Origin of the sequence: Staphylococcus debuckii (genome assembly GCF_003718735.1) — a bacterium.
Taxonomy (GTDB): Bacteria; Bacillota; Bacilli; order Staphylococcales; family Staphylococcaceae; genus Staphylococcus; species Staphylococcus debuckii.
Genome location: NZ_CP033460.1, coordinates 1284574 through 1308197, shown reverse-complemented (window position 1 = coordinate 1308197; position 23624 = coordinate 1284574). Strand labels below are relative to the sequence as shown.

Here is a 23624-nt window from a genome sequence, read left to right as displayed (position 1 = left end):
TATATAAATCCTTATTTTTACAGCGTTTTTAGGGTATTTCTAAATCCCGAACAAATTTTTTACCAAGTTCACGCTCTTTTTCTATGTAGTATTACAGTTTTTCTTCTAATTCTTTACAAAACTGTAGTAAAAATATAATATTGTTACACTCGTTTGAATATTTACTCGTCATCAGATATTAGCTTCATTTAATTTAATCTCTCCAATTCAAACGTAAAAAAGAGCAAGACATCATTTTGTCCTGCTCCCTCTAACGTATTTGATTTATTTGTTAATGACTTTGCAAATTCCCCAGTAAAAATTCCATTTTATTCAAACGGCAACTTCTTAATATAATGAATTTCTTTAACATATTTTCCTTTGTGTTTAATAATTACATATTCTTTATCAGAAGCAAACCCATTGAAATCCAACTTATACGGCAAGCGTTCTCCGTCTTTTTTATAAGCCTCCACATTTTCATAATTCTGTGTGCCTTTCTCGACTTGTGCATAAGCATCTTCCATATCCAAAAACGGATTTACTCTGTCTGTCAGCTCATTACGCACAATGGCTATTGCCACAACTACTGCTAGTACGAGCGAGCCAATAACGAAATACATTATTTTCTTATTCATGATGTCCACGACTCCTTGATGATCTTAAAATTTACACCTGTATCAAAGTTAACGAAAGTTATTCTCCCCCATTAGAAAGCTAACAACTTTATTTATTTACAATATAATACTTTAAATCGAGCAGTTGTACAATCCTTTTTAAAAAATACTTTTTACGAGGTAACAAAAAAAGGCTGCTCCTTTATAGGAACAACCTTTACTTCTCGTATGTCTATCTGTCTAAAATTAGCGAATTTCTTTAATTCTAGCAGCTTTACCACGTAAGTTACGTAAGTAGTAAAGTTTAGCACGTCTAACTTTACCGCGACGTTTCACTTCGATTTTTTCGATTTTTGGAGTGTGTAATGGGAATGTACGTTCCACACCAACACCTGAAGAAATCTTACGTACAGTGAAAGTTTCTGAAATTCCGCCACCGTGACGTTTAATTACAACGCCTTCGAAGACTTGGATACGTTCGCGTGAACCTTCGACGATACGTACGTGTACACGTACTGTGTCACCAGAACGGAAAGTCGGTAAGTCTGTGCGTAATTGTGATTTAGTTACTGCTTCAATTAATTTGTGATTACTCATTATTTATTCTCTCCTCTAACCTATGTTCTTGCCTTGACAACTAAATAGCAGCGGATCATAGTGATTTTTCGTGCTTAGCACACTTCAACTATATTAGCACACTGCTATTTCGTTTTCAATTGCTTTTTGTAGTTTTCTAGTACTTTTTCATCTTCTGAAGTAAGTGGATACTTCGCTAATAAATCTGGTCTTTTGACAAATGTGCGTATTAATTTCTGCTCATGACGCCATGCATCAATCTTCGCATGATTGCCTGAAAGCAGAATATCCGGAACTTTCATTCCTTCAAATTCACGTGGTCTGGTATATTGCGGAAATTCTAACAGTCCATCTGAAAAGGAATCATCTTGATGTGACTGTTCATTGCCGAGTACACCTGGAATCAAGCGTACAATCGCATCCGTCATCGTCATAGCTGGCAATTCACCGCCAGTCAAGACGTAATCTCCTATAGAAATCTCGTCTGTCACTAAATGCTCGCGAATACGTTCATCATAACCTTCATAATGACCGCAAATAAAGACGATGTGCTCTGCAGAACTTAAATCTTGCGCAATCTTTTGCGAAAAAGGTTTCCCTTGAGGACACATTAAAATCACGCGCGTCGTTTCATTTGTCTCAAGATCTTTCATTGCATTAAAGACAGGTTCTGGTTTCAATACCATTCCTTGGCCGCCGCCAAATGGATAATCATCTACCTGATTATGTTTATTGATTGAATAGTCACGGAAGTTTACTGTATTGACTTGAATGATATCTTTATCTTGAGCCCGCTTCAAAATAGAATGATTCAACACCCCATCAAACATTTCCGGAAATAGTGTTAAATAATCAATTTTCATTTTAATCTAACATTCCTTCCAATGGCGTAATCTGAATACGTCGTCCCTCAACGTCAACTTCTTTCACTACGTCAGCAATATAAGGAATCAAATATTCCTTATCGCCTTGGACGACCCATACATCATTGGCGCCGGTTTCAAATATTTCTTTTACGCGGCCGACAGGTGTGTCACCTTCGAAGACAGTACAGCCGATAATATCTGAATAATAAAATTCATGTTCGTCTAACTCGATGTCCGCATGGTCACGTTCTTGAGTTAATACATCGCCTTTAAGATGTTCAATATCATTGATATTATGAATGCCTTCAAAAGTCAGCATATGCAATCCTTTATGCATACGATGAGATGCTACAACAAGCTCGATTTCTTTACCATCATGCTTTACATTTAAGATTTCGCCCGGTTGAAAGCGTACATCCGTGAAATCTGATTGCGATTTAATTCTGACTTCGCCTTTAATTCCATGCGTATTCACAATTTTACCGACTTCAACTTTCATATCTCCTGCCTCCATTACGGTCTCTGTTTGTGTAAAAAATCTTTAATACCTAACAATAAACCCTGAAACAAGTATATTGTCTCAGGGTTATGAGTCTAAAGCAACTTATTACTTAGAATGACGTTGTTCTTCGAAAGTTTTCAAAATACCTTCTCTTGATAAGATATTGTGAACTGTATCAGTTGGTTTCGCACCGTCTTTCAACCATTTAAGTGCTAATTCTTCGTCGATTGTTACTTTGTTTTCACCAGATTTATCTACTGGATTATAAGTACCGATTTGTTCGATAATACGACCATCACGTGGAGCACGTGCGTCTGCTACTACGATACGGTAGAATGGATTTCTTTTTGAACCTAAACGTGTTAAACGAATTTTAACTGCCATGTTTTAATTCTCTCCTTTAAATCTTTGTTTTCTTTTCTACAAGGAATAATAATAACAGTAAGCTAGAGGTTTGTAAAGAGTTTTTTCTTTACCATTTAAAATTCACTCAATTCTGTAATATATCGTCTAAATTTTCCACGTTATTTAACCTAAAAAATAAGAGATGGAACGTTAATATGTTCCATCTCTTCTACTATTAAAACGGTAAATTCATACCTTTTAACATATTTTCCATCTGGCTGCGTTTGCCTTTTTTACCTTTGCCGCCACCAGAGAATTGTTTCATCATTTTCTTCATATCATTAAATTGTTTCATTAAACGGTTCACTTCTTGTAACGAACGTCCTGAACCTTTCGCAATACGCTTCTTACGTGACACATTTAAGATTTCTGGTCGTTCACGTTCTGCCAATGTCATGGATTGGATAATCGCTTTAATATGGTCAATTTGTTTGTCGCTCATATTCAGCTTATCCATTCCCTTCATTTTGTTCATACCAGGAATCATTTTCATAATTTCATCCAATGGACCTAAGTTCTTCACTTGATCCAATTGTTCTAAGAAATCATCTAAGGTAAGTGAAGACGTACGCATTTTTTTCTCTAAATCTTTAGCTTTAGATTCATCGACATCTTGTTGTGCTTTTTCAATTAGGCTGAGCACATCACCCATGCCTAAGATACGAGAAGCCATACGTTCTGGATGGAATACTTCAAGTCCATCCATTTTTTCGCTCATACCTACGAATTTAATAGGTTTTTCAGTTACAGAACGGATAGATAGTGCAGCACCACCACGTGTATCGCCGTCAAGTTTAGTTAATGTTACACCTGTTACATCTAATTGATCATCAAATGATTGTGCCACATTCACTGCATCTTGACCTGTCATCGCATCGACAACTAACATGATTTCGTCAGGTTTGGAAATTTCTTTAACATCAGTCAGCTCATTCATCAATGTTTCATCAATGTGCAGACGACCGGCTGTATCAATGATAACAAAGTCTAAATGTTCTTCTTTCGCATATTTCAAGGCGTTTTCAACAATTTGTTGCGGTTTGACTTGATCGCCTTCGCTATATACAGGTAGATTGAGCTGTTTACCTACTGTTTCCAATTGGTCGATTGCAGCTGGACGATAGATATCAGCTGCCACAAGCAATGGTTTTTTATTATATTTCTTACGCATTAAGAGTGCAAGTTTACCTGCAGTGGTTGTTTTACCTGCACCTTGCAAACCAACCATCATAACTACAGTCGGCGGTTTGTTTGCCATATTAATAGTGGAATTCTCGCCACCCATTAATTCTGTTAATTCATCTTGAACAATCTTGATAACCTGTTGGCCAGGTGTCAAAGATTGCATTACATCTGAACCTAAAGCACGTTCAGAAACCGTTTTGATAAAAGATTTAACGACCTTAAAGTTAACGTCGGCTTCTAACAATGCAAGACGCACTTCACGCATCATTGCTTTAATATCCGCTTCAGTCACTTTTCCTTTACCTCGGATTTTTTGCATGGTCGCTTGTAAACGATCGGACAATCCTTCAAATGCCATACCAAGTGACCTCCTTATTATTCTAATTCTTCTAGTTCTTCAATATATCGTTTCAAGGCATCCGGATCTTCAATAGATGCTTTCATTTGATTATAAATTTCACGGCGCTGCTCAAATTTAGAATACAGCTCTAATTTAGTTTCATAATCTTCTACTAAATCACCAGTTCTTCTTATGTTATCATATACTGCTTGCCGACTCACATCAAATGTATCTGCAATCTCACTCAATGAGTAGTCTTGCAAGTAAAAGAGTTCTAAATAATTACGCTGCTTTTTTGTGAGTAATGCTTGATAAAAATCAAACAAATAATTCATCCGCAAAGTTTTAACTAAATCATTTTTGCTCATGAGATGATGCCTCGCCGTCTTCTCCACGTTCAACCGGTTCACCATGTTCTTCTTTGTATTCGTCGACTGTTTCTTCAATCATGTCAGCAAATAAGCCGTAAACATAGCTTTCTGGGTTGAATGGTTGCAAGTCGTCGAGTTTTTCACCAAGACCCACGTATTTAACAGGAATATGCAATTCATTTCTAATTGCTAGGACGATACCACCTTTGGCAGTGCCGTCTAATTTCGTTAATACAATACCTGTAACGTTCGTCACTTCTTTAAAGCTGCGCGCTTGTGATAAAGCATTTTGACCTGTAGTCGCATCTAAGCATAACAATACTTCATGCGGTGCATCAGGTACTGCTCGGCCGATAACACGTTTCATTTTTTCTAATTCATTCATCAAGTTAGCTTTATTTTGCAAACGTCCTGCAGTATCACAAATTAAGATATCCACATCTTTATTTTTAGCCGCATTAATCGCATCGTACATAACTGCTGCTGGATCTGAACCTTCGCTTTGACTGATCACATCAACATCGACACGTTCGCCCCATACTTTCAACTGATTAATAGCACCCGCACGGAAAGTATCTCCTGCTGCAAGCATTACTTTTTTACCTTCAGCTTTATAACGATGTGCTAATTTACCGATTGTTGTTGTTTTGCCGACACCGTTGACACCTACCATTAAGATGACGTTCAAACGGCCGTCTTCTAAGTTCATGACTTCTGAGTGGTCATCTTCTTGTTCATAGATTTCAACGATTTTTTCGACGATAACTTCTTTCAAGTCGGATGTTTCTTTAATATTGCGACGTTGAGCTTCTGTACGTAATTCATCTACTAATTCCATTACGGTATTGAAACCGACATCTGCTGTAATCAGCATTTCTTCTAAGGCTTCGAAGAAATCTTCATCTACTGTACGATAACGTGCAATCAAGTTATTTAATTGCTCTTGGAAATTCTCACGTGATTTTTCTAAACCTTGTTTGAATTTCGCACCTAGTTTTTGCGATTCAATTTCTTCAAATTCTTCAATAGAAATTAAACCATCGTCGAAATCAAAGTCATCTTTCGGCGCTTCTTTTTTCTCTTCTTTAGGTTGATCTTCTGGCAAGGTAGATTTCGGTTCAGCTTTAGATTCTGATTCTTCCTTCGAGGACTCAGATTCTTGATCTTCTTGGTCTAAATCTTTCAGTTCTTTCTCTTCATCGGATGACTTTCCAGAGAATTTATCTTTTAATCGTTTAAAAAAGCTCATTTTTCTTCCTCCTTCAACACTTCATCTATCGTATTTAAGTTCACACTAACCAGTTTAGAGACACCTGATTCTTGCATCGTAATACCATACAAACGGTCTGCCGCTTCCATTGTTCCTTTTCTATGCGTAATCACAATAAATTGTGTCTTCTCTGATAGTTGCTTCAAATAATTCGCATAACGAATCACATTGGCTTCATCTAATGCCGCTTCTACTTCATCTAGTATAACAAATGGAGCTGAACGGACTTTCAATAAAGCAAAGAGTAGCGCAATCGCACTTAGTGCACGTTCACCGCCGCTTAACAATGAAAGATGCTGCAATTTCTTACCGGGCGGCTGTACAATAATATCTACCCCGGCAGTTAAGTAATCATCATCCGTTAAGCGCAGTTCTGCCTGACCCCCGCCGAATAGTGATTTGAACACTTCTGAAAAATAACCCTGGACAGCATGGAAAGTCGTTTTAAAGCGATCAATCACTGCTTCGTCCATTTCCTTAATAATTTGTTCTAACGTTGCTTTCGCTTCACGCAAATCAGTACGCTGTTCGTCTAAGAAAGTATAGCGTTCATTGACTTCTTCAAATTGTTGAATCGCATTTAAGTTCACTGGCCCGAGTTCTTCAATCGACATTTTAGTCAGTTTGACCTTTTTACGCAATGCCTCAATTGGCTCATCTTGTTCGTATAATTCGCGTGCCGCTTCATAAGTCAGATGATAATCTTCAGTTAAGTGATCCATCGCATGGTCAATCAGTACATCTAATTTAGACTGTTCTGCTTTGATATCTTGATAACTATTTTCTATAGATAGGATATCGCGATGCGCTTCTTGAAGTAAGGCATCGTATTCTTCAATTTCTGCATTAGTGGCTTGACGTTGTTCTTTCAACTCTGCTAAACGGCTGCTTAAGGCTGTTTTTTCTTCCTTTTTCACTTCAATGTCTGCTTGAATCGTTTCGAAAGCTTTCTGGCCTGTCACTTCATCAGAATTAAATAATTGAATATCTTCTGCCAATTTTTCTTGTTGTAGGCGATTTTGTTCACGTTGCTTATCTAAGCGTGTTAACTGCTCACGTCCTGTCTTAATACGTTCTTTCAAGACTGCTAAATCTGATTGTTTCTGATGCAATTGTTGTTGCAGTTGTGTTGAACTTTCTTTACCTTCTTTTGAAAGCTTAGTTAATGTTTCAATTTGCTTTTCTAATTCTGCTAGTTTGTCTGCTAACGCTTGTTTTTGTAACTCTTTGTCTTTTAGCGTTTGACGGCTGGTTTCGCTTTGATAACCGTCATTCTTCTCAAATTCAAATTCTTCATGTTCACTTTTAATATGTGATTCACTCGTCTTTAAGCGATCCAATTCTAAAGATAAATCATGCATACTTTGTTTTTCAAGATTATACCGCTGGCTGATTTCTAAATAATCTTCGCTATATTGATTAGCCGTTTCTTTAATTTGCTGCACTTCTTGCTCGAATTGCGCCGTTTGCTGCTCATATTGCTTCAACTGCTCTCGATGTTGTGCAAGTTCATCTTTCTGCGCTAAGATGCTTTTGGTCTGACGTTGGCCTCCGCCTGTCATAGAGCCGCCTGGGTTTACGATATCCCCTTCTAACGTCACGATACGTGTACGATAACGAATCGCTCGCGCTAATTCATTGGCATGCTTCAAATCATCCACAATAATCGTAGTACCTAATAAGTTGGCAATCACGTTATTATATTGAGGTTGGGTATGAATCAATTCAGCACCGATTCCAATATAACCCTCTGCTTGCGCTGCAGTCATCTTGATTTCTTGATTCAGATATCTGGCTTGAATGACATTCAGTGGTAGGAAGGTTGCTCTGCCTAAATGATTTTGTTTTAAAAATTGAATTGCTTGGCGACCATCTTTTTCATTATCTACAATGATATGCTGCATGGAGGCACCTAATGCAGTCTCAATGGCAGTCGTTAAATTTGAAGGAACTTCAATGACCTCAGCTACCGCTCCATGAATGCCCGACAACTCTTTGTCCTTTGCTTTCAAGACATGTTTAACTCCGTTGAAGAAATAAGTATAATCTTCTTCACGACTTGATAAACTTTCAATTTTAGCCTTCAACTTGTCATTATAGCGATATGCTTGATAAAGTCTTTCTTCTTCTGCAGTTTGTTGATTTTTAGCAGCTGCAAGCTTTTCTTCACAGGTTTGCAGTTCAGCCTCTAACTGTTTAAAAGTCTGTTGGCGTACTTGGTATTGTTGTTCAATTTCTGTAATTTCTGATTGGATTGATTTTAATTGATTGAACGCCTCTAATAAACGGCTGTCTAATCTTGATTGTTTCGCTTCGTTTTCTTCGATAGTACGTTCTAAGAAGCGGATGTCGTTATTCACTTCGGATTGTTCAGACATGATGTCATAGTATTGATTTTTAATATTTTCTAATTCTTCATCATGATCTGTATCATTGATATATAATTTGTCTTCTAAACCTTTAATTTCGCCGGCAAGTTCTTTTTGTCTGCGTACAAGTTCATCTTGAGCTGCTTCAGCCTCTTGTCGCTCAGTTTCTAATTGTAACTTTTGTTGTTCTAAAGCTGCTTGTTCTTCTTCATAACGTGCATTCGTTTGCGATTGGTTCTTTTTACGTTCTTCTAAGACATTTAATTGACCCGCTAATTTTTCAGCGGCTTCAGTTGTCTGTACCAACTCATAATTCAAACGTTCAATATCATCATTCTGTTGATTCAACTCTGCTTTATATTTGGTCAATGTTTTAGAATAAGAGGTCTTGTCTGCTTCTTTTTGCGCTTGTTGACTCTTCAGTATATTCAACTGTTCGTCTGCTTTTTGAATGGCCTCTTGATAATCGTTAATATCATGAACAGTGACAAGTACATCACTCTTTTTCATTTCGCTTGAGAGATGCTGATATTCTTTAGCAATTGCTGCTTCTTCTCTCAACGGTTCTACACGGCCTTCTAAATCGTACAGAATATCTTCCACACGTGTTAAATTCTCTTCCGTTTGATCTAGTTTTTGAACAGAAGCTGCTTTACGTTTCTTGTATTTTAAAACCCCTGCCGATTCCTCAATGATTTGTCGACGATCAGCGGGTTTCGCATTTAAGATTTCATCTACACGTCCTTGAGAAATAATACTGAACGCTTCTTTGCCTAATCCTGAATCCAAGAAGAGCTCAATGATATCTTTTAAACGTGCGCGGTCATTATTTAAATAGTACGCACTTTCACCGCTGCGATATAGGCGGCGTGTTACGATAATTTCATCTTCATCAACATTTAATTGATGTGCATGATTATCCAATTTCAAACGTACTTCAGCATAATTTTGTGCTTTACGATGTTCTGCGCCGGAAAAAATAATATCTTCCATCTTCGAACCACGTAAGGATTTGGCTGATTGTTCACCGAGCACCCATTTGATTGCATCAGTGATATTACTCTTGCCGCTGCCGTTCGGGCCTACGATTGCCGTCACGCCTTGGTCGAAATTAACCTCAGTCTGTTCCGCAAACGATTTGAAACCGAAGGCATTGATTGATTTTAAATAAACCATGCTATTTTCTTTCTCCTTATTCCTGTTCTGACAATCTGTGACTTATTGCTTTTTCATAGTATTGTATGCTTTTTCAGCAGCTTTTTGCTCTGATTCTTTCTTGGTTCTGCCCTGGCCTGTCGCTACAGCTTCATCTTCTAATAATACTTCTGAAGTGAACAGACGATGATGCGCTGGTCCTTCTTCATGAATTAAGCGATAGGTTACATTTCCTTTGCTGAGACGGTGAATTAATTCTTGGAATTGTGTTTTGAAATCCACTACTCCCATCAGTTTATCATCTTCTACATGCGGGAAGATGACTTCTTCTGCGAACTGCCAAACTGCTTTTAGACCTTGATCTAAATATAAAGCGCCTACAAAGGCTTCAAAGGCATCTGACACTAATGAAGGTCTAGTGCGTCCTCCTGTTTTTTCTTCACCTTTTCCTAATAAGATAAGTTCGTTTAAGTGGATTTTATTCGCAAATATTACAAGTGAGGGTTCACATACAATTGTCGCGCGCATTTTAGTTAAGTTGCCTTCTGGTAATTCTGGATACTTATCGAATAAATAGCGTGAAACCGTCAATTCTAATACCGCATCTCCAAGAAATTCCAAACGTTCATTATGGTCGAGACGATTCATGTTGAAATCATTGATAAAGCTTGAATGTGAAAATGCTTGTTGGTAAAGAGGTAAATTATCGTAGTTTAAATTTAGCATTTGCATTTTATCCGCAAATTTCTTATTGAAATTTTGAAGTAATGCTTCTTTCTTGTGATTGGTCAAAAAAAGACCTCCTTTTTTTCTATCAATATAGGAATTTATACTCTGTCTATGTTACTCATTTTACGTGAATTTGTCTTAAAACAAAAGAAAAATCTGAGTCGCTGAAAGAGACGACTCAGATAATATTTTCATTATTTATCAAGGTTGTTGATGAAATTAACTGCGTCACCAACTGTATTGATTTTTTCAGCTTCTTCATCAGGGATTTCAGCACCGAATTCATCTTCTAATTCCATCACTAATTCAGCGATGTCAAGTGAGTCAGCGCCTAAATCATCTTTGAAAGATGCATCTTCAGTTACTTTGTCAGCATCTACACCTAAACGGTCTACGATGATATCTTTAACTTTATCGAAGTTTTCCACGTCGATTCACCTCCTTTAACAAGCCTATACGACTCTATTATTTTCCCATTTTATTATCAATAATACAAGTAGGTTTACCCATAAATTAGTGTAATCGCACTACTTCTATCAAATTATGCTAATTAAAAAGGGAATTATTCCATAAACATGCCGCCGTTGACATGGATCGTTTGTCCAGTAATATATTTAGCTTTGTCAGAAGCTAAGAAAGCAACAGTGTTTGCAATATCTGTGTCTTCACCGAAACGAGCGAGCGGAATTTGAGATTTCATTTGTTCTTTAAGATCGTCATTCAAAGCATCAGTCATGTCAGAAACAATAAAACCTGGCGCTACTGCATTCACAGTAATACCACGTGATGCAAGTTCACGAGCTGCTGTTTTCGTTAAGCCGATAACACCTGCTTTAGTGGCTACGTAGTTCGCTTGTCCAGGGTTGCCGACTGCGCCTACTACACTTGTTAAGTTAATAATAGCACCACTGCGTTGTTTCATCATTTGACGTGTCGCTTTTTGGATACAGTTGAAGACACCTTTCAAGTTCGTATCAATTACGTCATCCCATTCTTGCTCTTTCATACGCATTAATAAGTTGTCACGTGTGATACCTGCATTATTGACGAGAACATCTAATGAACCGAATTTCGAAACAACTTCTTGAATCATTTCTTTAACTTCATCAGGATGCGCTACGTTAGCTTGAATCGCAAAAGCGTCCACACCTTTGCCTTTGATTTCTTCCACAACTGCTTCTGCTTTCTCTGTATTACCGGCATAATTGACTACTACATTATAGCCTTCATCCGCTAATTGCAATGCAATACTACGGCCGATACCTCTAGAAGCACCTGTTACTAATGCACTTTTACTCATTTTCATTCCATCCTTTAACATCTTCGAGTGTTTGAATCGAAGTTAATTTAACATCTCTGTTGATTTTCTTGATTAAACCAGACAATACTTTGCCAGGTCCGATTTCGATAAAGTGGTCGACACCTTGATCGATTAACCATTCTGTTGATTTGATAAATTGAACTGGTGAGTAAAGTTGTTTCACCATATTTTGTTTAATGACTTCTGCATCTGTTTCTGCTTGCGCATGATAATTTTGTACTACTGGAATTTCAGCATCATGCCATTCGAATTGATTAATATAATCTTCAAAGTCTTTTTCAATCACTTGCATCATAGATGAGTGGAACGGACCAGAAACATTTAATGGCAACACACGTTTCGCACCTAGTGATTTACCTTGTTCGACAATGCGGTCGATAGCTGTTTTATGACCTGAAACTACAATTTGACCCGGTGAATTGATATTGGCAGGTTCGATAATTGAATCTTCTTCAGACAATTCTTCACAAATTCTAGCTACTTCATCATAATCTAAGCCAAGTACCGCTGCCATACTGCCGACACCGCTCGGAAATGCTTGTGCCATCAGTTCGCCTCTTTTACGCACGATTTTAACTGCGTCTTCAAAAGAAAGCACTTTAGCTGCAACTAAACTAGAATATTCTCCCAAGCTATGTCCCATTGTATAATCTGCGTCAACGTTTTCCAAAGCTTTCAATAAAGCAATACTATGTGTCAACAATGCGGGTTGCGTATTCTCTGTTTCTCCTAGCGTGTTATCTGCATCTGTGAACATCGTTTCCAATAAGTCAAAGTCTACTGCTTGTTGTGCTTGATCTAGGATTTCTGTCGCTTGTGCATCAACTTGGTATAAATCTTTTGCCATACCGGCTTTTTGTGCACCTTGTCCAGGAAAAATAATGGCCGTCTTGCCCATTATGCTTCACCTACCGTTTCTCTCATTATTTCTACAATACGTTCTTCTCCTGCGATTTTAGCTTGGCGAATGGCTGAATAAAAGGCTCTGGCGTTCGAGCTGCCGTGTGCCTTGACTACGATACCATCTAAGCCGAGCAATACAGAACCGCCATATTCTGCGTAATCCATTTTTTTCATCACTTCACTTAAATCTTTTTTCAAGATTAAGGCAGCTAATTTATTTTTCACACTGCCTAGTAAAGTTGATTTGAACATCTTACCGATAGATTTCGCAGTGCCTTCAAGATTCTTCAAGACCATGTTGCCTGTAAATCCGTCTGTCACTACTACATCCGCTGCATCTTCCATTAATGTTTTAGCTTCTACGTTGCCTGAAAAATGGAATGATGGATCAGCGCTCATTAATTGATAAGTTTCTTTAGTTAAGCTGTTACCTTTCTTCGGTTCTGTACCGATATTCAATAACGCTACTTTCGGCGCGCCAATACCGCGGATTTTTTCCGCATAGATATTACCCAGCTGCGCATATTGTAATAAATGTTCAGGTTTAGCATCTGAGTTAGCGCCTACGTCTAAGAAAGTAAAGCCTTTACCTGAAACTGTCGGCAAAGTAACCACAAGTGCTGGACGTGCTACGCCTTTAATACGGCCGACAATAAATAATCCAGCAGACATCAAAGCGCCTGTGTTTCCTGCTGAAACGCAACCTGAAGCTTCACCGTCTTTGACTGCTTGTGCCGCTCTGACCATTGAACTATCTTTCTTACGTTTAATGGCGCGTACAGGTTCATCTGTCATTTCAATTTCTTCTGAGCAATGACGGAATTCTAAGCGTGAATGTTTAATATTGCACTGCTTTTCATCTCCGAACAAAATAATATGTAAATCTGGGAAGTCATTCAACGCTTTCTCTACCGCTTCTAGTACGATACCAGGTGCGTCATCTCCACCCATCATGTCAATGGCTAATGTCACCATATCATGATTCCTCCTCGCTATAATAATACATTTTGAATGTACCTTTAAATACACATTTATCTTTTACATATGACGATACCGCCACAGTAATATACTTTTTACCGAAATCTGTTACTTGTGCGAAAGCATGCACCGTATCATGCAACTTGACTTGTCTTAAAAAACTCACTTGGCTGTCTCGTGTCAGCACCATATTCTTTTGAATCAAAGCTACGCATAAAGAATTGGCTTGAGCAAATAAAATATGCCCGCGCGCAATATCATTTCGTGTAAAGACAGAATCTTCAGTAATATAAATTAAAGATTCTGCTGTCACATTAGGTTCTACACGAATCAAATCACCGATGATTTCATTGCCTTCAATCGCTCGGATGTGCTTATAATTGTGTTCTGCTACTGATTTAATACGTTTCCTTAATTCTGGAATTTTTAAGTAAGTCCGATCTAAGCGTATGGTTTGGATACTTACTGAAAATAAGTCGCTTAGTTCATTGTCAGTCATAAAGGGGTTCTGTTGTAATTGTTCCTTGATTGCATCTCGTCGTGCTTGTTTTTTCAACTTCATTTCTCTCTCCCTCCCTAATTTTAGTACCAAGTCTTAAGACTCCTTACATATCATATCATTTTCTCTTAAAAATGCTCAACAAAAAACACATCGGGAGCGGGACAGAAATAATTTTAATCAAAGCTGGTATGCAGTAAATTCTCTTCGACAAAATTGCGCAATACTTCATACTCATCTGTAAAGAATCTTCCGGATTGTATCAATTCGCCCGCTTCATCTCTGGCTACTTCTAGCATTCGATAATCTTCAACAATATTAGCAACTAAGAAATCTGGCAGACCGCTTTGTTTCACTCCGAAGAAATCGCCTGGCCCACGCATTTCTAAGTCCCGTTCACTTAATTCGAAACCGTCTGTAGTCTGAGTCATAATATTCATACGCTCAATGCCGGTTTCTGTTTTAGGTGAAGCAATCAATACACAATAACTTTGATGGTCACTACGGCCGACTCGACCACGTAATTGGTGTAAGGTTGATAAGCCGAAACGATCTGCATCATAGATAATCATAAATGTAGCATTCGGTACGTTCACACCTACTTCTACTACAGTAGTGGAGACTAAAATATCTATTTCATGACGATTAAAGCGTTGCATGACCTCATCTTTTTCATCAGCTGGCATTTTACCATGTAATAAGCCGACTCGACCTGCACCATAATGTTCTTCTAGTGATTCATACAATGCGACGACATTTTGGACATCTTCTAAATGTTCAGAGCTCTCAATTAAAGGACAAATGACATATGCTTGCCGTCCTTTTTCCAACTCTGAAGTCATTTGATTTAAGACGACGTCATATTGTTCATGTTTCGCCCACATGGTTTTAATAGGCTTCCGTCCTTTAGGCAATTGTTTAATAGAGGAAACATCCATTTCACCGAATACTGAAATAGCTAAGGTTCTAGGTATCGGTGTCGCTGTCATAAATAAGACATTTGTCATTGCACCCTTTTCACGCAGTGCTTGTCTTTGATTGACACCGAAACGATGTTGTTCATCTGTGATGACGAGTCCGACGTTATTAAAGGACACATCGTCTTGTATCAACGCATGTGTGCCTATCAAGCAATCTATAGTTCCATTTTCAAGTTGTTCTAAGAGTAAACGACGTTTCTTGCCTTTCACAGAGCCAGTTAACAGTGCTACGTTCATGCGGTCGCCAAACAATTCTGTCAGACTTTCAGCATGCTGTTCCGCTAAGATTTCAGTAGGCACCATTAAAGCAGATTGATAACCCGCTGTTTTCAAGGCAAACATACATAACGCAGCTACGACTGTTTTACCCGAGCCTACATCACCTTGCAACAAACGATGCATGCGCAGCGGTGCTTTCAAGTCTCTAAAGATTTCATTCACACTGTGCTTTTGTGCATCAGTCAATTCAAAAGGCAGATCCTCAATAAATTGTTTGACCTGCTCTAAATCATAATTGATTTCAATGGCTTCATCACTGGCTTTTTCTAAGCGGTTCAACCATTGCATCCGCAATTCGAATAAGAACAGTTCTGTAAAAGCATAGGTACGGCGTGCTTTCAGTAAAGCTTTCTTATTGTCAGCATAGTGCAAGGCACGAATGGTAGTGGCAAGTGATTCTAATTTATATTTTTCACGCAAATCTTCAGACAGCCATTCACGAATTTCAATATCATCCAATACTTTGCGGATAATATCACGCATCGTCTTCTGTTTAATGCCTTCTTTGATACGATAAACGGGGTCTAATTGTTCTCCGTCAGCATTTTGCAGATCTTCTGAACCTGTCGTAAACATACGCATACCATTAATTTCTTGTTTTCCGCGGTTCCACTTACCTTTCACGGTTACATGGTCATGCAGATTGATTTTCTTTTTTAGATAAGGCTGATTGAAAAAGACTGCTTTGACGGCGATGTTATTAATCAAGAGATGCACTGTTACTTTAGACCGGTTGCGGCCAAAAAAAGCGACAGTGGGCGTAGAATAAACTTCGCCGGTCACTGTCACGGTGGATTGATCCTCTGCTTCATTCAAATCTACAATACTATTATCTTCATAGCGAACTGGCAGATAGAGCACTAAATCTTCTACATTATATATATTTAATTCATTTAATACTGCAATGCGTTTGGGTCCTAAACCCTTTATTTGATCTAACGCATAAGGTTGATCAATGAGATTGACTTTAGACATATTAATCACCAAATATTTGTTGTTTTAAGCGTTGGCCGGTTGGTGTGCCAGCTAAACCGCCGCGTCCCGTTTCTCGAAGCGCTGAAGGCATCGTTTGACCGATACGGTACATTGCGCCTACCACTTCATCGGCCGGAATACGCGATGATACACCTGCAAGTGCCATATCCGCTGACACGATTGCATTTGAAGCCCCTGCTGCATTACGTTTCACACAAGGCACTTCAACCAGTCCCGCTACTGGGTCACATACTAAACCTAGCATATTCTTCATGCAAATTGCAAAAGCTTCAGCCGACTGTTGCGGTGTGCCGCCAGCCATTTCGACCGTGGCAGCCGCAGCCATAGCAGCAGCTGCGCCTACTTCTGCTTGACAGCCCCCTGCTGCACCTGAAATAGATGCATTATTAGCAATTACAAATCCGAACGCTCCTGCAGTAAGTAAAAAGTTCAACATTTCTTTTTGAGTGGGATTGAAGCGGTGTCTGATGGCGAAGAGCACGCCAGGAACTACACCTGCTGAACCTGCCGTAGGAGTAGCGCAAACTTTCCCCATTGCAGCATTTACTTCATTAGTCGCCACAGCTTTACTTACTGCATCTAACAGTATCGGTCCTGATAACGCTTGCCCGCTTTCTAAATATTTGCGGATTAAAACAGCATCTCCGCCTGTCAGTCCCGTTACTGATGAAACGCCATCTAATCCTTGCTCTATTGCATTTTCCATCGTTTGGAAATGATGACTCATGCCAGCGTATATTTCATCAGCTGATGCTCCAGTTACATGCATTTCTTGTTCAAGCATAATTTCGTAGATAACTTTATTTTCTTTCTCGCATCTGTGTATGAGTTCTTCTATAGTTTTAAACATATTTGTTCCTCCGACTCAGCTGTTTTCCATCAAGAAGACAGCTGTCACCCCAGTGACTTGACGTATTTCGTTAATGATTGCAGCATTTGGTTTTTCATCTAATTCACACATAATCAATGCTGAATCACCTTTTTCTTTACGATTCACTTGCATGGCTCCCACATTGATACTGTCGTTGCCAAGTATGCGTGTTACATTGGCTATAGTTCCGAAAGTATCTTGATGAAAGACGAGTAAAGCAGGATAATCGCCACTCAAGCTGATTGGAAAATTATTGATGGCAGTAATTTCAATTTTACCTCCGCCAATCGAAACACCTTCTATTGAAAGTTGTTTATCTGCTTTTTGCAAATCCAACACTACCGTATTCGGATATTTCTTTTCTTCCTGCATTTCAATAAATTCGATAGACATTCCTTGTTCTGCTGCGGTTGCTAAACTGGTGATAATGCGTTCGTCATCTGTATCGTAGCCAAGTAAACCTCCAACTAAAGCTACGTCAGTACCGTGACCTCGATAAGTTTCCATAAATGAGCCATACAAATATATATCAACGCGTTCTGGTAGTTCTCCGAATAAAGCACTAGCAACATGGCCTATTCTCACAGCACCTGCTGTATGAGAAGAAGACGGCCCTATCATTGTCGGACCAATAATTTCAAATACACTTTTAAATTTCATATTAACCCCTTTAAATTTTGATTATTGTAAAAATTCAAACCCTTATATTATCCATCCATTTCAATTAGCATCTCTTCAAGGTACGAATCTAAAAATTATAAAAAAATAAATAATCCCCTTTTATACAGAAAAATCCACTCAGAGTACAAAACTCCAAGTGAATTTAAATATGAAAGTATTCATTATTCAACTGAGAATAAATACGGATAAATAGGTTGTGAACCTACTTGTTCATCTATTTCAACATCAGGATATTCAGCTTCTAACCAGTCTGTTAATGCTTCTGTCGTTTCAGCTTCTGCATCTTCACCAGTTAAAATTGTCACGATTTCGCTGTCCTCTTGAACCATTTTTGAAAGCAGTACTTTAGAAGCTTCTAATTGAGTCGGATTGCTTACGACAATCTTACCTTCTTTAAGCCCCATAAATTCTCCTTCTTTAATATCAATGCCATCAATTGTAGTATTACGTACAGCATTAGTAATCGCGCCAGATTGAACATGTTCGATTGCTTCAGTCATTGTTGCTTTGTTATCTTCTAATGAAGCATCTGGAAGATACTGGAATAATGCGGCAATACCTTGTGGGACCCACTTAGTCGGAATTACTACAGTTTCAATATCTACAATCTCAGCAGCTTGATCGCTCGCCATTTGAATATTTTTATTATTTGGCAAGATAATGGCTTTTTTAGCGCCAGATTCTTCAATGGCTTTCACAATATCGTTAGTAGATGGATTCATCGTTTGACCGCCATTAATAATAGAAGTGGCACCCATGGATTTGAAGATTTCAGAAATTCCATCGCCCATAGAAATCGCAATAATTGCCGTTTCAACAGGTTCAGCTTTTTCTTCTTTTGATTTCTCTTTATTCACAACGTTACGGTGTTGTTCACGCATATTTTCAACTTTCAGCTTAATTAATTCGCCGTATTGCTGTCCATAGTTGAAGACATCACCAGGATGTTCTGAGTGCACATGCACCTTCACAATTTCGTCGTCGTTAATAACTAAAAGGGAATCTCCGAATTGGGCCATATCTTCACGGAATTCTTTTTCATCAAAAGGTTTCTTATCTTTACCGAAACGCACCATCATTTCAGTACAGTAGCCGTACACGATATCTTCTGTGTTGATGACGCCATGGAAATCATGATCATCATTCACGAAAGTTTCTGTGTCCAATTTAGGTGAAGTCGCTTCTACTTTCTCACCTTTCATCGCTTTCAAAAAGCCTTCGTAAACACAAAGCAAACCTTTACCGCCGCTGTCGACTACACCTACTTCTTTCAATACTGGAAGTTGATTAGGTGTATTTTCAAGTCCTTCTTCGCCTTTTGTGATAATTGCTGTTAAAACTTCTTGGCAATCTTCTGTCTGCTGAGCGCTTTCTACACCTGCAGCTGCTGATTCTCTTGCCACGGTTAAAATTGTCCCTTCTACTGGTTTCATGACTGCTTTGTAAGCTGTATTGACACCCGCTTCAAAGCTTTCTGCTAAAACTTGCGCATCGATTGACTCTGCATCTTCAATATGTTTGCAAAAACCTCTGAAAATTTGTGATAAGATAACGCCTGAATTTCCGCGTGCACCCATTAATAGGCCTTTAGAGAAAGTTTTTCCTAAAGCGCCGATATGTTGAGATGCATTTTGTTCGACTTCTTCTCTCCCAGAAGTCATCGTCAAGTTCATATTTGTTCCCGTGTCGCCATCTGGAACGGGATAAACATTTAATGAATTCACGATTTCTGCATTATTTGATAAATTTTGTGCCCCTTGAACTACCATATCGGCAAATAATTTACCATCTATTCTGCTGATCATTATGTGTTCCTCCTAATGTTTCTTGCCGTAATTATTTATACGTACACCCTGTACATAGATATTTATAGAATTTACTTTCAAACTCAAAGTCTTTTCCAAAGTATATTTAACTGTTGATTGCACATTATTAGCAACTTCAGAAATTTTGGTACCATAGCTCACAATAATATACATATCAACATCGATTGCTGCATCACTAGAACGCACAACAATGCCGCGTGCATAATTCTCTTGTCCTAAGATTTCAGCTATGCCGTCTCTGACTTGATGTTTAGATGCCATTCCGACAATACCATAACATTCTACGGCTTTACCGCCTACTACAGAAGCTATCACTTCGTTCGAAACATCAATATTGCCGTATTCATTGTTAATTTCTAATGTCATTATTTGTTCCTCCTTAAGATAGGTATGGTAAGCTGCTGGATAAAGGCTTACAATCATTACTATTATTATATAATGAAACCGCGTTCTATGCCTTTATTTAATATGCCGGATTGTTTGGCAAACCCTGTATTCGTTTATCTTCCCAATACATGCAGCGTAGATAAAACGCATACATACACATTTAAGAATTATATCATACTTTCTACTTTGTATAGAATAACTGAAAACAACTTCTATGGCTATAATTTTTTATTGCTATTTCGCTCTAAATGTGTTAAATTTACAAAGTATATCATAAGTCAGTGTGTTTATATTTATTAAAGGAGGTACTTTCATGGGTAAACAATGTTACGTAACAGGTCGTAAAGCATCGACTGGAAATCGTCGTTCACACGCTTTAAACTCTACGAAACGTAGATGGAATGCTAACCTTCAAAAAGTTAGAATCCTAGTAGACGGAAAACCTAAAAAAGTTTGGGTTTCTGCACGTGCTTTAAAATCTGGTAAAGTTACTAGAGTTTAATAAATATATGCACAGAAAAAACGACTCGTATGTGGCGGGTCGTTTTTTTATGTGTATATTTTTTATAAATAAATTGAATGCATTAATAATATTTATTTAGTTTTCAGATTATTCAAATCATTTTAACCGACTTTTCTTTATTAACATGCTATGATAAAAGTAGTTCACTTAGAAAAGAGGTGCTGAAATGTCGCGTACAGAACTTAAACCGCTTCTCAACAAAAAAGCTACGGTGACTGGAGTCATTAAAGAAGTGATGCTCATTAACAAACTTGATCGTTATAGTACCACAAAATCAAATGTCAAAATTTTGTTAAAAGATGTGACGATTAACGGCATCGAAACCGATCATCTGTGGCTGCATGAGAAAAATAAGTATTATGCATTGGCTGAGGACTTCTTGCATCAACGTGTTAAATTCAAAGCGAAAGTAAAAAAATATTCTAAAACTAGAAACGGTATTATCAGAGAAGACATCGGTATAAAACGTAAAAGTGCGATTATGCCAGAAGAAACGTACGACGCAGAAATGACTGCACTATATTGCTGAACGTGAGGTATGATTAATGTTCTTTGAACCAAATTAAAAGGATGAAACAATTCAACTCAAAATTGTTTCATCCTTTTTCATTTATCGGTTATCATGGCTGCGTATACAAATTAAGGCACCGACTTCAATTTCAATCTCTGCTACAGGTTCCTCTATTTCATTAGAAATGGTTAAAGTTGAACCTTGATACAGCTTCTCTTGGTCTAAAGGATATTTAAATCCTCTTAACGAAATAATCGTATCTTCCTTCGCAGGTATAAATGAAATGTAAGGAACGGCCGTCTTTTTATCTACGCGATGAATCCCTTTTTTTAAATAAGTAATTTCATTTTGGTCATCTAGGAGTGAAACCTTTATGCCTCTTTCTAAATAATCCGGAATTTGCAAAAGTTGCAACGCCCCTAAGAAATGATCTAATCTACCGCCCGTTGCTCCATAAATTGAAATGTCATCATAACCGCGTGCAACCGCTTCTGCTACGCCTAGTCCTAAATCAGTATCCGCCTTCTCAGCTTTAACGGGATGGATATCTAATTTTTCTTTGAGTTCTAAACGTTCAGTATCATTCACAGAATCAAAGTCTCCTAATGAGAAGACGGGTTGGATATTTTGTTGTACTAAGATTAACGCGCCACGGTCAATTCCGCCCCATGCTTCATCTGCTTTGGTCTGTAATATTTTTTCAGGAAGATTGCGATTCCCACATAATAAATTGATTTTCATGCCCATCACCTGCCGTTCAATTACTTAATTATCTTGTCTTTTCAAGGCTTTAACAACCTTGCTGTAATCATCTTGTTTAAAGAAATAGGAACCTGTTACTAACATTGTGGCACCTGCATCCACACATTGTTCAGCGGTCACTTCATTAATACCGCCGTCTACTTCAATATCAAAGTCTAGATGATGCTTTTCTTTAAAAGCATGCAACGCACTGACCTTATCAATATTTTGCGAAATAAATGCTTGTCCGCCAAAGCCAGGATTCACTGTCATAATCAGCACATAATCTACATCATGCAGAATCGGTTCAATCATGGCCACTGATGTACCAGGATTAATCACTACACCAGCCTTAGCACCGTGTGCATGAATAAGTTGAATAGCGCGATGAATATGCGGCGTCGCTTCAGCATGTACTGAAATCATATCCGCCCCTTTAGCCGCAAATTCTGGAATGAAATTTTCAGGGTCTTCAATCATCAAATGTACATCTATTGTTAAATCAGTACCAGCGTTGACCGCTTCTAGTATCGGTAATCCAATAGAAATATTCGGTACAAACTGACCGTCCATCACATCAAAATGCACACCGTCTACTCCGGCTTTCTCTAAAGATTCTAATTCTGCTTTCAAATTTAAAAAGTCAGCTGATAACAGCGATGGGTATACTTTAACCATTAATATCTTTCCTTTCGATTTGCAATTTCCTCGAAGAGCTGCACATAGTGGTCGTAACGAAATTGTGCAATATTGCCCGCTTCAACTTGCGCTTTGACATTGCATTTCGGTTCCCTAATATGATTGCAGTTACGAAATTTGCATGCTTGTCCATATTCTTGTATTTCTAAAAAATAATCTTTCACTTCATCCTTTTGAATGTGATCAAAATCAAGGGCACTGAATCCAGGCGTATCCGCAACAAAGCCATCTTTACGTTCAAATAACTCAACATGACGCGTTGTATGCTTTCCTCGATTAAGCGATTTTGAAATTTGGTTAGTTTCTAATGATAAGTCGGGTTGATAAGCATTCAGCAAAGTAGATTTTCCGACCCCGGATTGACCGCTCAACACGGCTAGTCCACTTCCCCACGCATCAAAGATGGCTTCGATATTATCATCTTTGCCGACAAATTGTGTAGAGTATCCAATATTGCGATAGATTACTAGATACTGTTCTATGCGTTGAATTTGTTCTTCTGAAGTCATATCTTTTTTAGTTACAATAATGCGGGGGTTCAATCCATATGAATGCGCAATAACTAAAAATCGATCTACCAATTGCGTTGAAAAATCAGGCTCAACCGCACTCATCACTATAATAAGATGATCTATATTGCTCACAGGCGGACGCTTCAACTCGTTTCGTCTTTCATGTACATGCTGTATATAACCCTCTGTGACATTTTCAATTTCAAAATCAACAATATCTCCCACAATCGGGGAAAATTTCTTCTTGCGGAATAAGCCGCGCGGTTTCGTATCAAACATTTCACCATCTGCATCCACACGATAGACACCGCTTATCGACTTAATTATACGTCCTGTTCTCACCGAGACACCTCTCTTATTACGTTCGTATTCTTCTCCTCATTATATCAAAGGTTTGGCTATTTAACGAAAATATCGATATCAATTTATATGTTCTTAGGAATATGAGAAATATAAAGGTAAATGGAACGTAGCTAGGTACTTTGATTATCCAGATAGCTACTGTGCCTTTAAAAACAGCAAGAGCTGAGACATCATTTTGTCCCAGCTCCTG

At 38.1% G+C, this 23624-nt stretch carries 25 protein-coding genes; 2 read left to right on the top strand and 23 right to left on the bottom strand.

Annotated elements, in window-relative coordinates; genetic code table 11:
• Window positions 1–308: 308 nt before the first annotated feature.
• From CNQ82_RS06190 to CNQ82_RS06095, 20 genes are all read right to left on the bottom strand, one after another.
• Window positions 309–617, bottom strand: coding sequence for a YxeA family protein (locus CNQ82_RS06190; RefSeq protein WP_123144542.1), 309 nt, complete (start codon window positions 615–617; stop codon window positions 309–311).
• 225 nt (window positions 618–842) lie between these two features.
• The gene (gene rplS / locus CNQ82_RS06185) at window positions 843–1193 is read right to left on the bottom strand and encodes a 50S ribosomal protein L19 (RefSeq protein WP_095105678.1); all 351 of its coding nucleotides are present in this window, start codon (window positions 1191–1193) and stop codon (window positions 843–845) included.
• 104 nt (window positions 1194–1297) lie between these two features.
• Entirely contained in the window at window positions 1298–2035 is a 738-nt protein-coding gene (trmD, locus tag CNQ82_RS06180) for a tRNA (guanosine(37)-N1)-methyltransferase TrmD (RefSeq protein WP_123144541.1), read from the bottom strand.
• A gap of 1 nt (window position 2036) precedes the next feature.
• Window positions 2037–2537, bottom strand: coding sequence for a ribosome maturation factor RimM (rimM, locus tag CNQ82_RS06175; RefSeq protein ID WP_123144540.1), 501 nt, complete (start codon window positions 2535–2537; stop codon window positions 2037–2039).
• 108 nt (window positions 2538–2645) lie between these two features.
• On the bottom strand, window positions 2646–2924 hold the full coding sequence (rpsP, locus tag CNQ82_RS06170; RefSeq protein WP_123144539.1) for a 30S ribosomal protein S16: 279 nt from the start codon (window positions 2922–2924) through the stop codon (window positions 2646–2648).
• A 196-nt stretch (window positions 2925–3120) separates the two neighbouring features.
• Entirely contained in the window at window positions 3121–4488 is a 1368-nt protein-coding gene (ffh, locus tag CNQ82_RS06165; protein WP_095105693.1) for a signal recognition particle protein, read from the bottom strand.
• A 17-nt stretch (window positions 4489–4505) separates the two neighbouring features.
• Entirely contained in the window at window positions 4506–4838 is a 333-nt protein-coding gene (locus CNQ82_RS06160; protein WP_015900110.1) for a putative DNA-binding protein, read from the bottom strand.
• Complete coding sequence (ftsY, locus tag CNQ82_RS06155) at window positions 4825–6090, bottom strand: signal recognition particle-docking protein FtsY (RefSeq protein ID WP_123144538.1); 1266 nt, start codon at window positions 6088–6090, stop codon at window positions 4825–4827. The genes CNQ82_RS06160 and ftsY overlap by 14 nt, the downstream gene beginning before the upstream one ends.
• Window positions 6087–9656 (bottom strand): chromosome segregation protein SMC, encoded by a 3570-nt coding sequence (gene smc / locus CNQ82_RS06150; RefSeq protein WP_123144537.1) that lies wholly within the window; start codon window positions 9654–9656, stop codon window positions 6087–6089. The genes ftsY and smc overlap by 4 nt, the downstream gene beginning before the upstream one ends.
• A 42-nt stretch (window positions 9657–9698) precedes the next feature.
• Window positions 9699–10367, bottom strand: a complete 669-nt coding sequence (gene rnc, locus CNQ82_RS06145) for a ribonuclease III (protein WP_420876469.1) — start codon at window positions 10365–10367, stop codon at window positions 9699–9701.
• 191 nt (window positions 10368–10558) lie between these two features.
• Window positions 10559–10792: an acyl carrier protein gene (locus CNQ82_RS06140; RefSeq protein ID WP_123144535.1), complete on the bottom strand. Its 234-nt coding sequence runs from the start codon at window positions 10790–10792 to the stop codon at window positions 10559–10561.
• Window positions 10793–10926: 134 nt separating this feature from the next.
• A complete protein-coding gene (gene fabG / locus CNQ82_RS06135; RefSeq protein ID WP_123144534.1) occupies window positions 10927–11664 on the bottom strand; it encodes a 3-oxoacyl-[acyl-carrier-protein] reductase in 738 nt (245 codons plus the stop codon).
• Window positions 11657–12583, bottom strand: coding sequence for an ACP S-malonyltransferase (gene fabD, locus CNQ82_RS06130; RefSeq protein ID WP_123144533.1), 927 nt, complete (start codon window positions 12581–12583; stop codon window positions 11657–11659). The genes fabG and fabD overlap by 8 nt, the downstream gene beginning before the upstream one ends.
• The gene (gene plsX / locus CNQ82_RS06125) at window positions 12583–13563 is read right to left on the bottom strand and encodes a phosphate acyltransferase PlsX (RefSeq protein ID WP_123144532.1); all 981 of its coding nucleotides are present in this window, start codon (window positions 13561–13563) and stop codon (window positions 12583–12585) included. The genes fabD and plsX overlap by 1 nt, the downstream gene beginning before the upstream one ends.
• Before the next feature lies 1 nt (window position 13564).
• Entirely contained in the window at window positions 13565–14128 is a 564-nt protein-coding gene (gene fapR / locus CNQ82_RS06120; protein WP_095105705.1) for a transcription factor FapR, read from the bottom strand.
• Between the two features lie 113 nt (window positions 14129–14241).
• Window positions 14242–16299, bottom strand: coding sequence for an ATP-dependent DNA helicase RecG (gene recG, locus CNQ82_RS06115; RefSeq protein ID WP_123144531.1), 2058 nt, complete (start codon window positions 16297–16299; stop codon window positions 14242–14244).
• 1 nt (window position 16300) lies between these two features.
• Window positions 16301–17170, bottom strand: coding sequence for an L-serine ammonia-lyase, iron-sulfur-dependent, subunit alpha (gene sdaAA, locus CNQ82_RS06110; protein WP_123144530.1), 870 nt, complete (start codon window positions 17168–17170; stop codon window positions 16301–16303).
• Window positions 17171–17185: 15 nt separating this feature from the next.
• Window positions 17186–17851, bottom strand: coding sequence for an L-serine ammonia-lyase, iron-sulfur-dependent subunit beta (sdaAB, locus tag CNQ82_RS06105; RefSeq protein WP_123144529.1), 666 nt, complete (start codon window positions 17849–17851; stop codon window positions 17186–17188).
• A gap of 182 nt (window positions 17852–18033) precedes the next feature.
• Entirely contained in the window at window positions 18034–19677 is a 1644-nt protein-coding gene (fakA, locus tag CNQ82_RS06100) for a fatty acid kinase catalytic subunit FakA (protein ID WP_123144528.1), read from the bottom strand.
• Window positions 19678–19689: 12 nt separating this feature from the next.
• Window positions 19690–20064, bottom strand: a complete 375-nt coding sequence (locus tag CNQ82_RS06095) for an Asp23/Gls24 family envelope stress response protein (RefSeq protein WP_095105711.1) — start codon at window positions 20062–20064, stop codon at window positions 19690–19692.
• A gap of 334 nt (window positions 20065–20398) precedes the next feature.
• On the opposite strand from CNQ82_RS06095, the gene rpmB reads away from it, so the two are divergent.
• Both rpmB and CNQ82_RS06085 read left to right on the top strand, forming a co-directional pair.
• Window positions 20399–20587, top strand: a complete 189-nt coding sequence (gene rpmB / locus CNQ82_RS06090; protein WP_015900097.1) for a 50S ribosomal protein L28 — start codon at window positions 20399–20401, stop codon at window positions 20585–20587.
• A 187-nt stretch (window positions 20588–20774) separates the two neighbouring features.
• A complete protein-coding gene (locus CNQ82_RS06085; protein ID WP_123144527.1) occupies window positions 20775–21137 on the top strand; it encodes a hypothetical protein in 363 nt (120 codons plus the stop codon).
• 81 nt (window positions 21138–21218) lie between these two features.
• Here CNQ82_RS06085 and CNQ82_RS06080 read toward each other — a convergent pair whose 3' ends face one another.
• The 3 genes from CNQ82_RS06080 to rsgA are packed head-to-tail and all read right to left on the bottom strand — an operon-like array spanning window position 21219 to window position 23413.
• Entirely contained in the window at window positions 21219–21860 is a 642-nt protein-coding gene (locus CNQ82_RS06080; RefSeq protein ID WP_123144526.1) for a thiamine diphosphokinase, read from the bottom strand.
• A 24-nt stretch (window positions 21861–21884) separates the two neighbouring features.
• Complete coding sequence (gene rpe / locus CNQ82_RS06075) at window positions 21885–22538, bottom strand: ribulose-phosphate 3-epimerase (protein ID WP_123144525.1); 654 nt, start codon at window positions 22536–22538, stop codon at window positions 21885–21887.
• Complete coding sequence (gene rsgA, locus CNQ82_RS06070) at window positions 22538–23413, bottom strand: ribosome small subunit-dependent GTPase A (RefSeq protein ID WP_123144524.1); 876 nt, start codon at window positions 23411–23413, stop codon at window positions 22538–22540. Before rsgA ends, rpe begins: the two co-directional genes overlap by 1 nt.
• Window positions 23414–23624: the final 211 nt, after the last annotated feature.

Bases quoted from the DNA above. Each gene is read 5' to 3' on its own strand.
- CNQ82_RS06190 (WP_123144542.1), bottom strand. From the start codon at position 617: ATGAATAAGAAAATAATGTATTTCGTTATTGGCTCGCTCGTACTAGCA.
- rplS (WP_095105678.1), bottom strand. From the start codon at position 1,193: ATGAGTAATCACAAATTAATTGAAGCAGTAACTAAATCACAATTACGC.
- trmD (WP_123144541.1), bottom strand. From the start codon at position 2,035: ATGAAAATTGATTATTTAACACTATTTCCGGAAATGTTTGATGGGGTG.
- rimM (WP_123144540.1), bottom strand. From the start codon at position 2,537: ATGAAAGTTGAAGTCGGTAAAATTGTGAATACGCATGGAATTAAAGGC.
- rpsP (WP_123144539.1), bottom strand. From the start codon at position 2,924: ATGGCAGTTAAAATTCGTTTAACACGTTTAGGTTCAAAAAGAAATCCA.
- ffh (WP_095105693.1), bottom strand. From the start codon at position 4,488: ATGGCATTTGAAGGATTGTCCGATCGTTTACAAGCGACCATGCAAAAA.
- CNQ82_RS06160 (WP_015900110.1), bottom strand. From the start codon at position 4,838: ATGAGCAAAAATGATTTAGTTAAAACTTTGCGGATGAATTATTTGTTT.
- ftsY (WP_123144538.1), bottom strand. From the start codon at position 6,090: ATGAGCTTTTTTAAACGATTAAAAGATAAATTCTCTGGAAAGTCATCC.
- smc (WP_123144537.1), bottom strand. From the start codon at position 9,656: ATGGTTTATTTAAAATCAATCAATGCCTTCGGTTTCAAATCGTTTGCG.
- rnc (WP_420876469.1), bottom strand. From the start codon at position 10,367: ATGCAAATGCTAAATTTAAACTACGATAATTTACCTCTTTACCAACAA.
- fabG (WP_123144534.1), bottom strand. From the start codon at position 11,664: ATGAGTAAAAGTGCATTAGTAACAGGTGCTTCTAGAGGTATCGGCCGT.
- fabD (WP_123144533.1), bottom strand. From the start codon at position 12,583: ATGGGCAAGACGGCCATTATTTTTCCTGGACAAGGTGCACAAAAAGCC.
- plsX (WP_123144532.1), bottom strand. From the start codon at position 13,563: ATGGTGACATTAGCCATTGACATGATGGGTGGAGATGACGCACCTGGT.
- fapR (WP_095105705.1), bottom strand. From the start codon at position 14,128: ATGAAGTTGAAAAAACAAGCACGACGAGATGCAATCAAGGAACAATTA.
- recG (WP_123144531.1), bottom strand. From the start codon at position 16,299: ATGTCTAAAGTCAATCTCATTGATCAACCTTATGCGTTAGATCAAATA.
- sdaAA (WP_123144530.1), bottom strand. From the start codon at position 17,170: ATGTTTAAAACTATAGAAGAACTCATACACAGATGCGAGAAAGAAAAT.
- sdaAB (WP_123144529.1), bottom strand. From the start codon at position 17,851: ATGAAATTTAAAAGTGTATTTGAAATTATTGGTCCGACAATGATAGGG.
- fakA (WP_123144528.1), bottom strand. From the start codon at position 19,677: ATGATCAGCAGAATAGATGGTAAATTATTTGCCGATATGGTAGTTCAA.
- CNQ82_RS06095 (WP_095105711.1), bottom strand. From the start codon at position 20,064: ATGACATTAGAAATTAACAATGAATACGGCAATATTGATGTTTCGAAC.
- rpmB (WP_015900097.1), top strand. From the start codon at position 20,399: ATGGGTAAACAATGTTACGTAACAGGTCGTAAAGCATCGACTGGAAAT.
- CNQ82_RS06085 (WP_123144527.1), top strand. From the start codon at position 20,775: ATGTCGCGTACAGAACTTAAACCGCTTCTCAACAAAAAAGCTACGGTG.
- CNQ82_RS06080 (WP_123144526.1), bottom strand. From the start codon at position 21,860: ATGAAAATCAATTTATTATGTGGGAATCGCAATCTTCCTGAAAAAATA.
- rpe (WP_123144525.1), bottom strand. From the start codon at position 22,538: ATGGTTAAAGTATACCCATCGCTGTTATCAGCTGACTTTTTAAATTTG.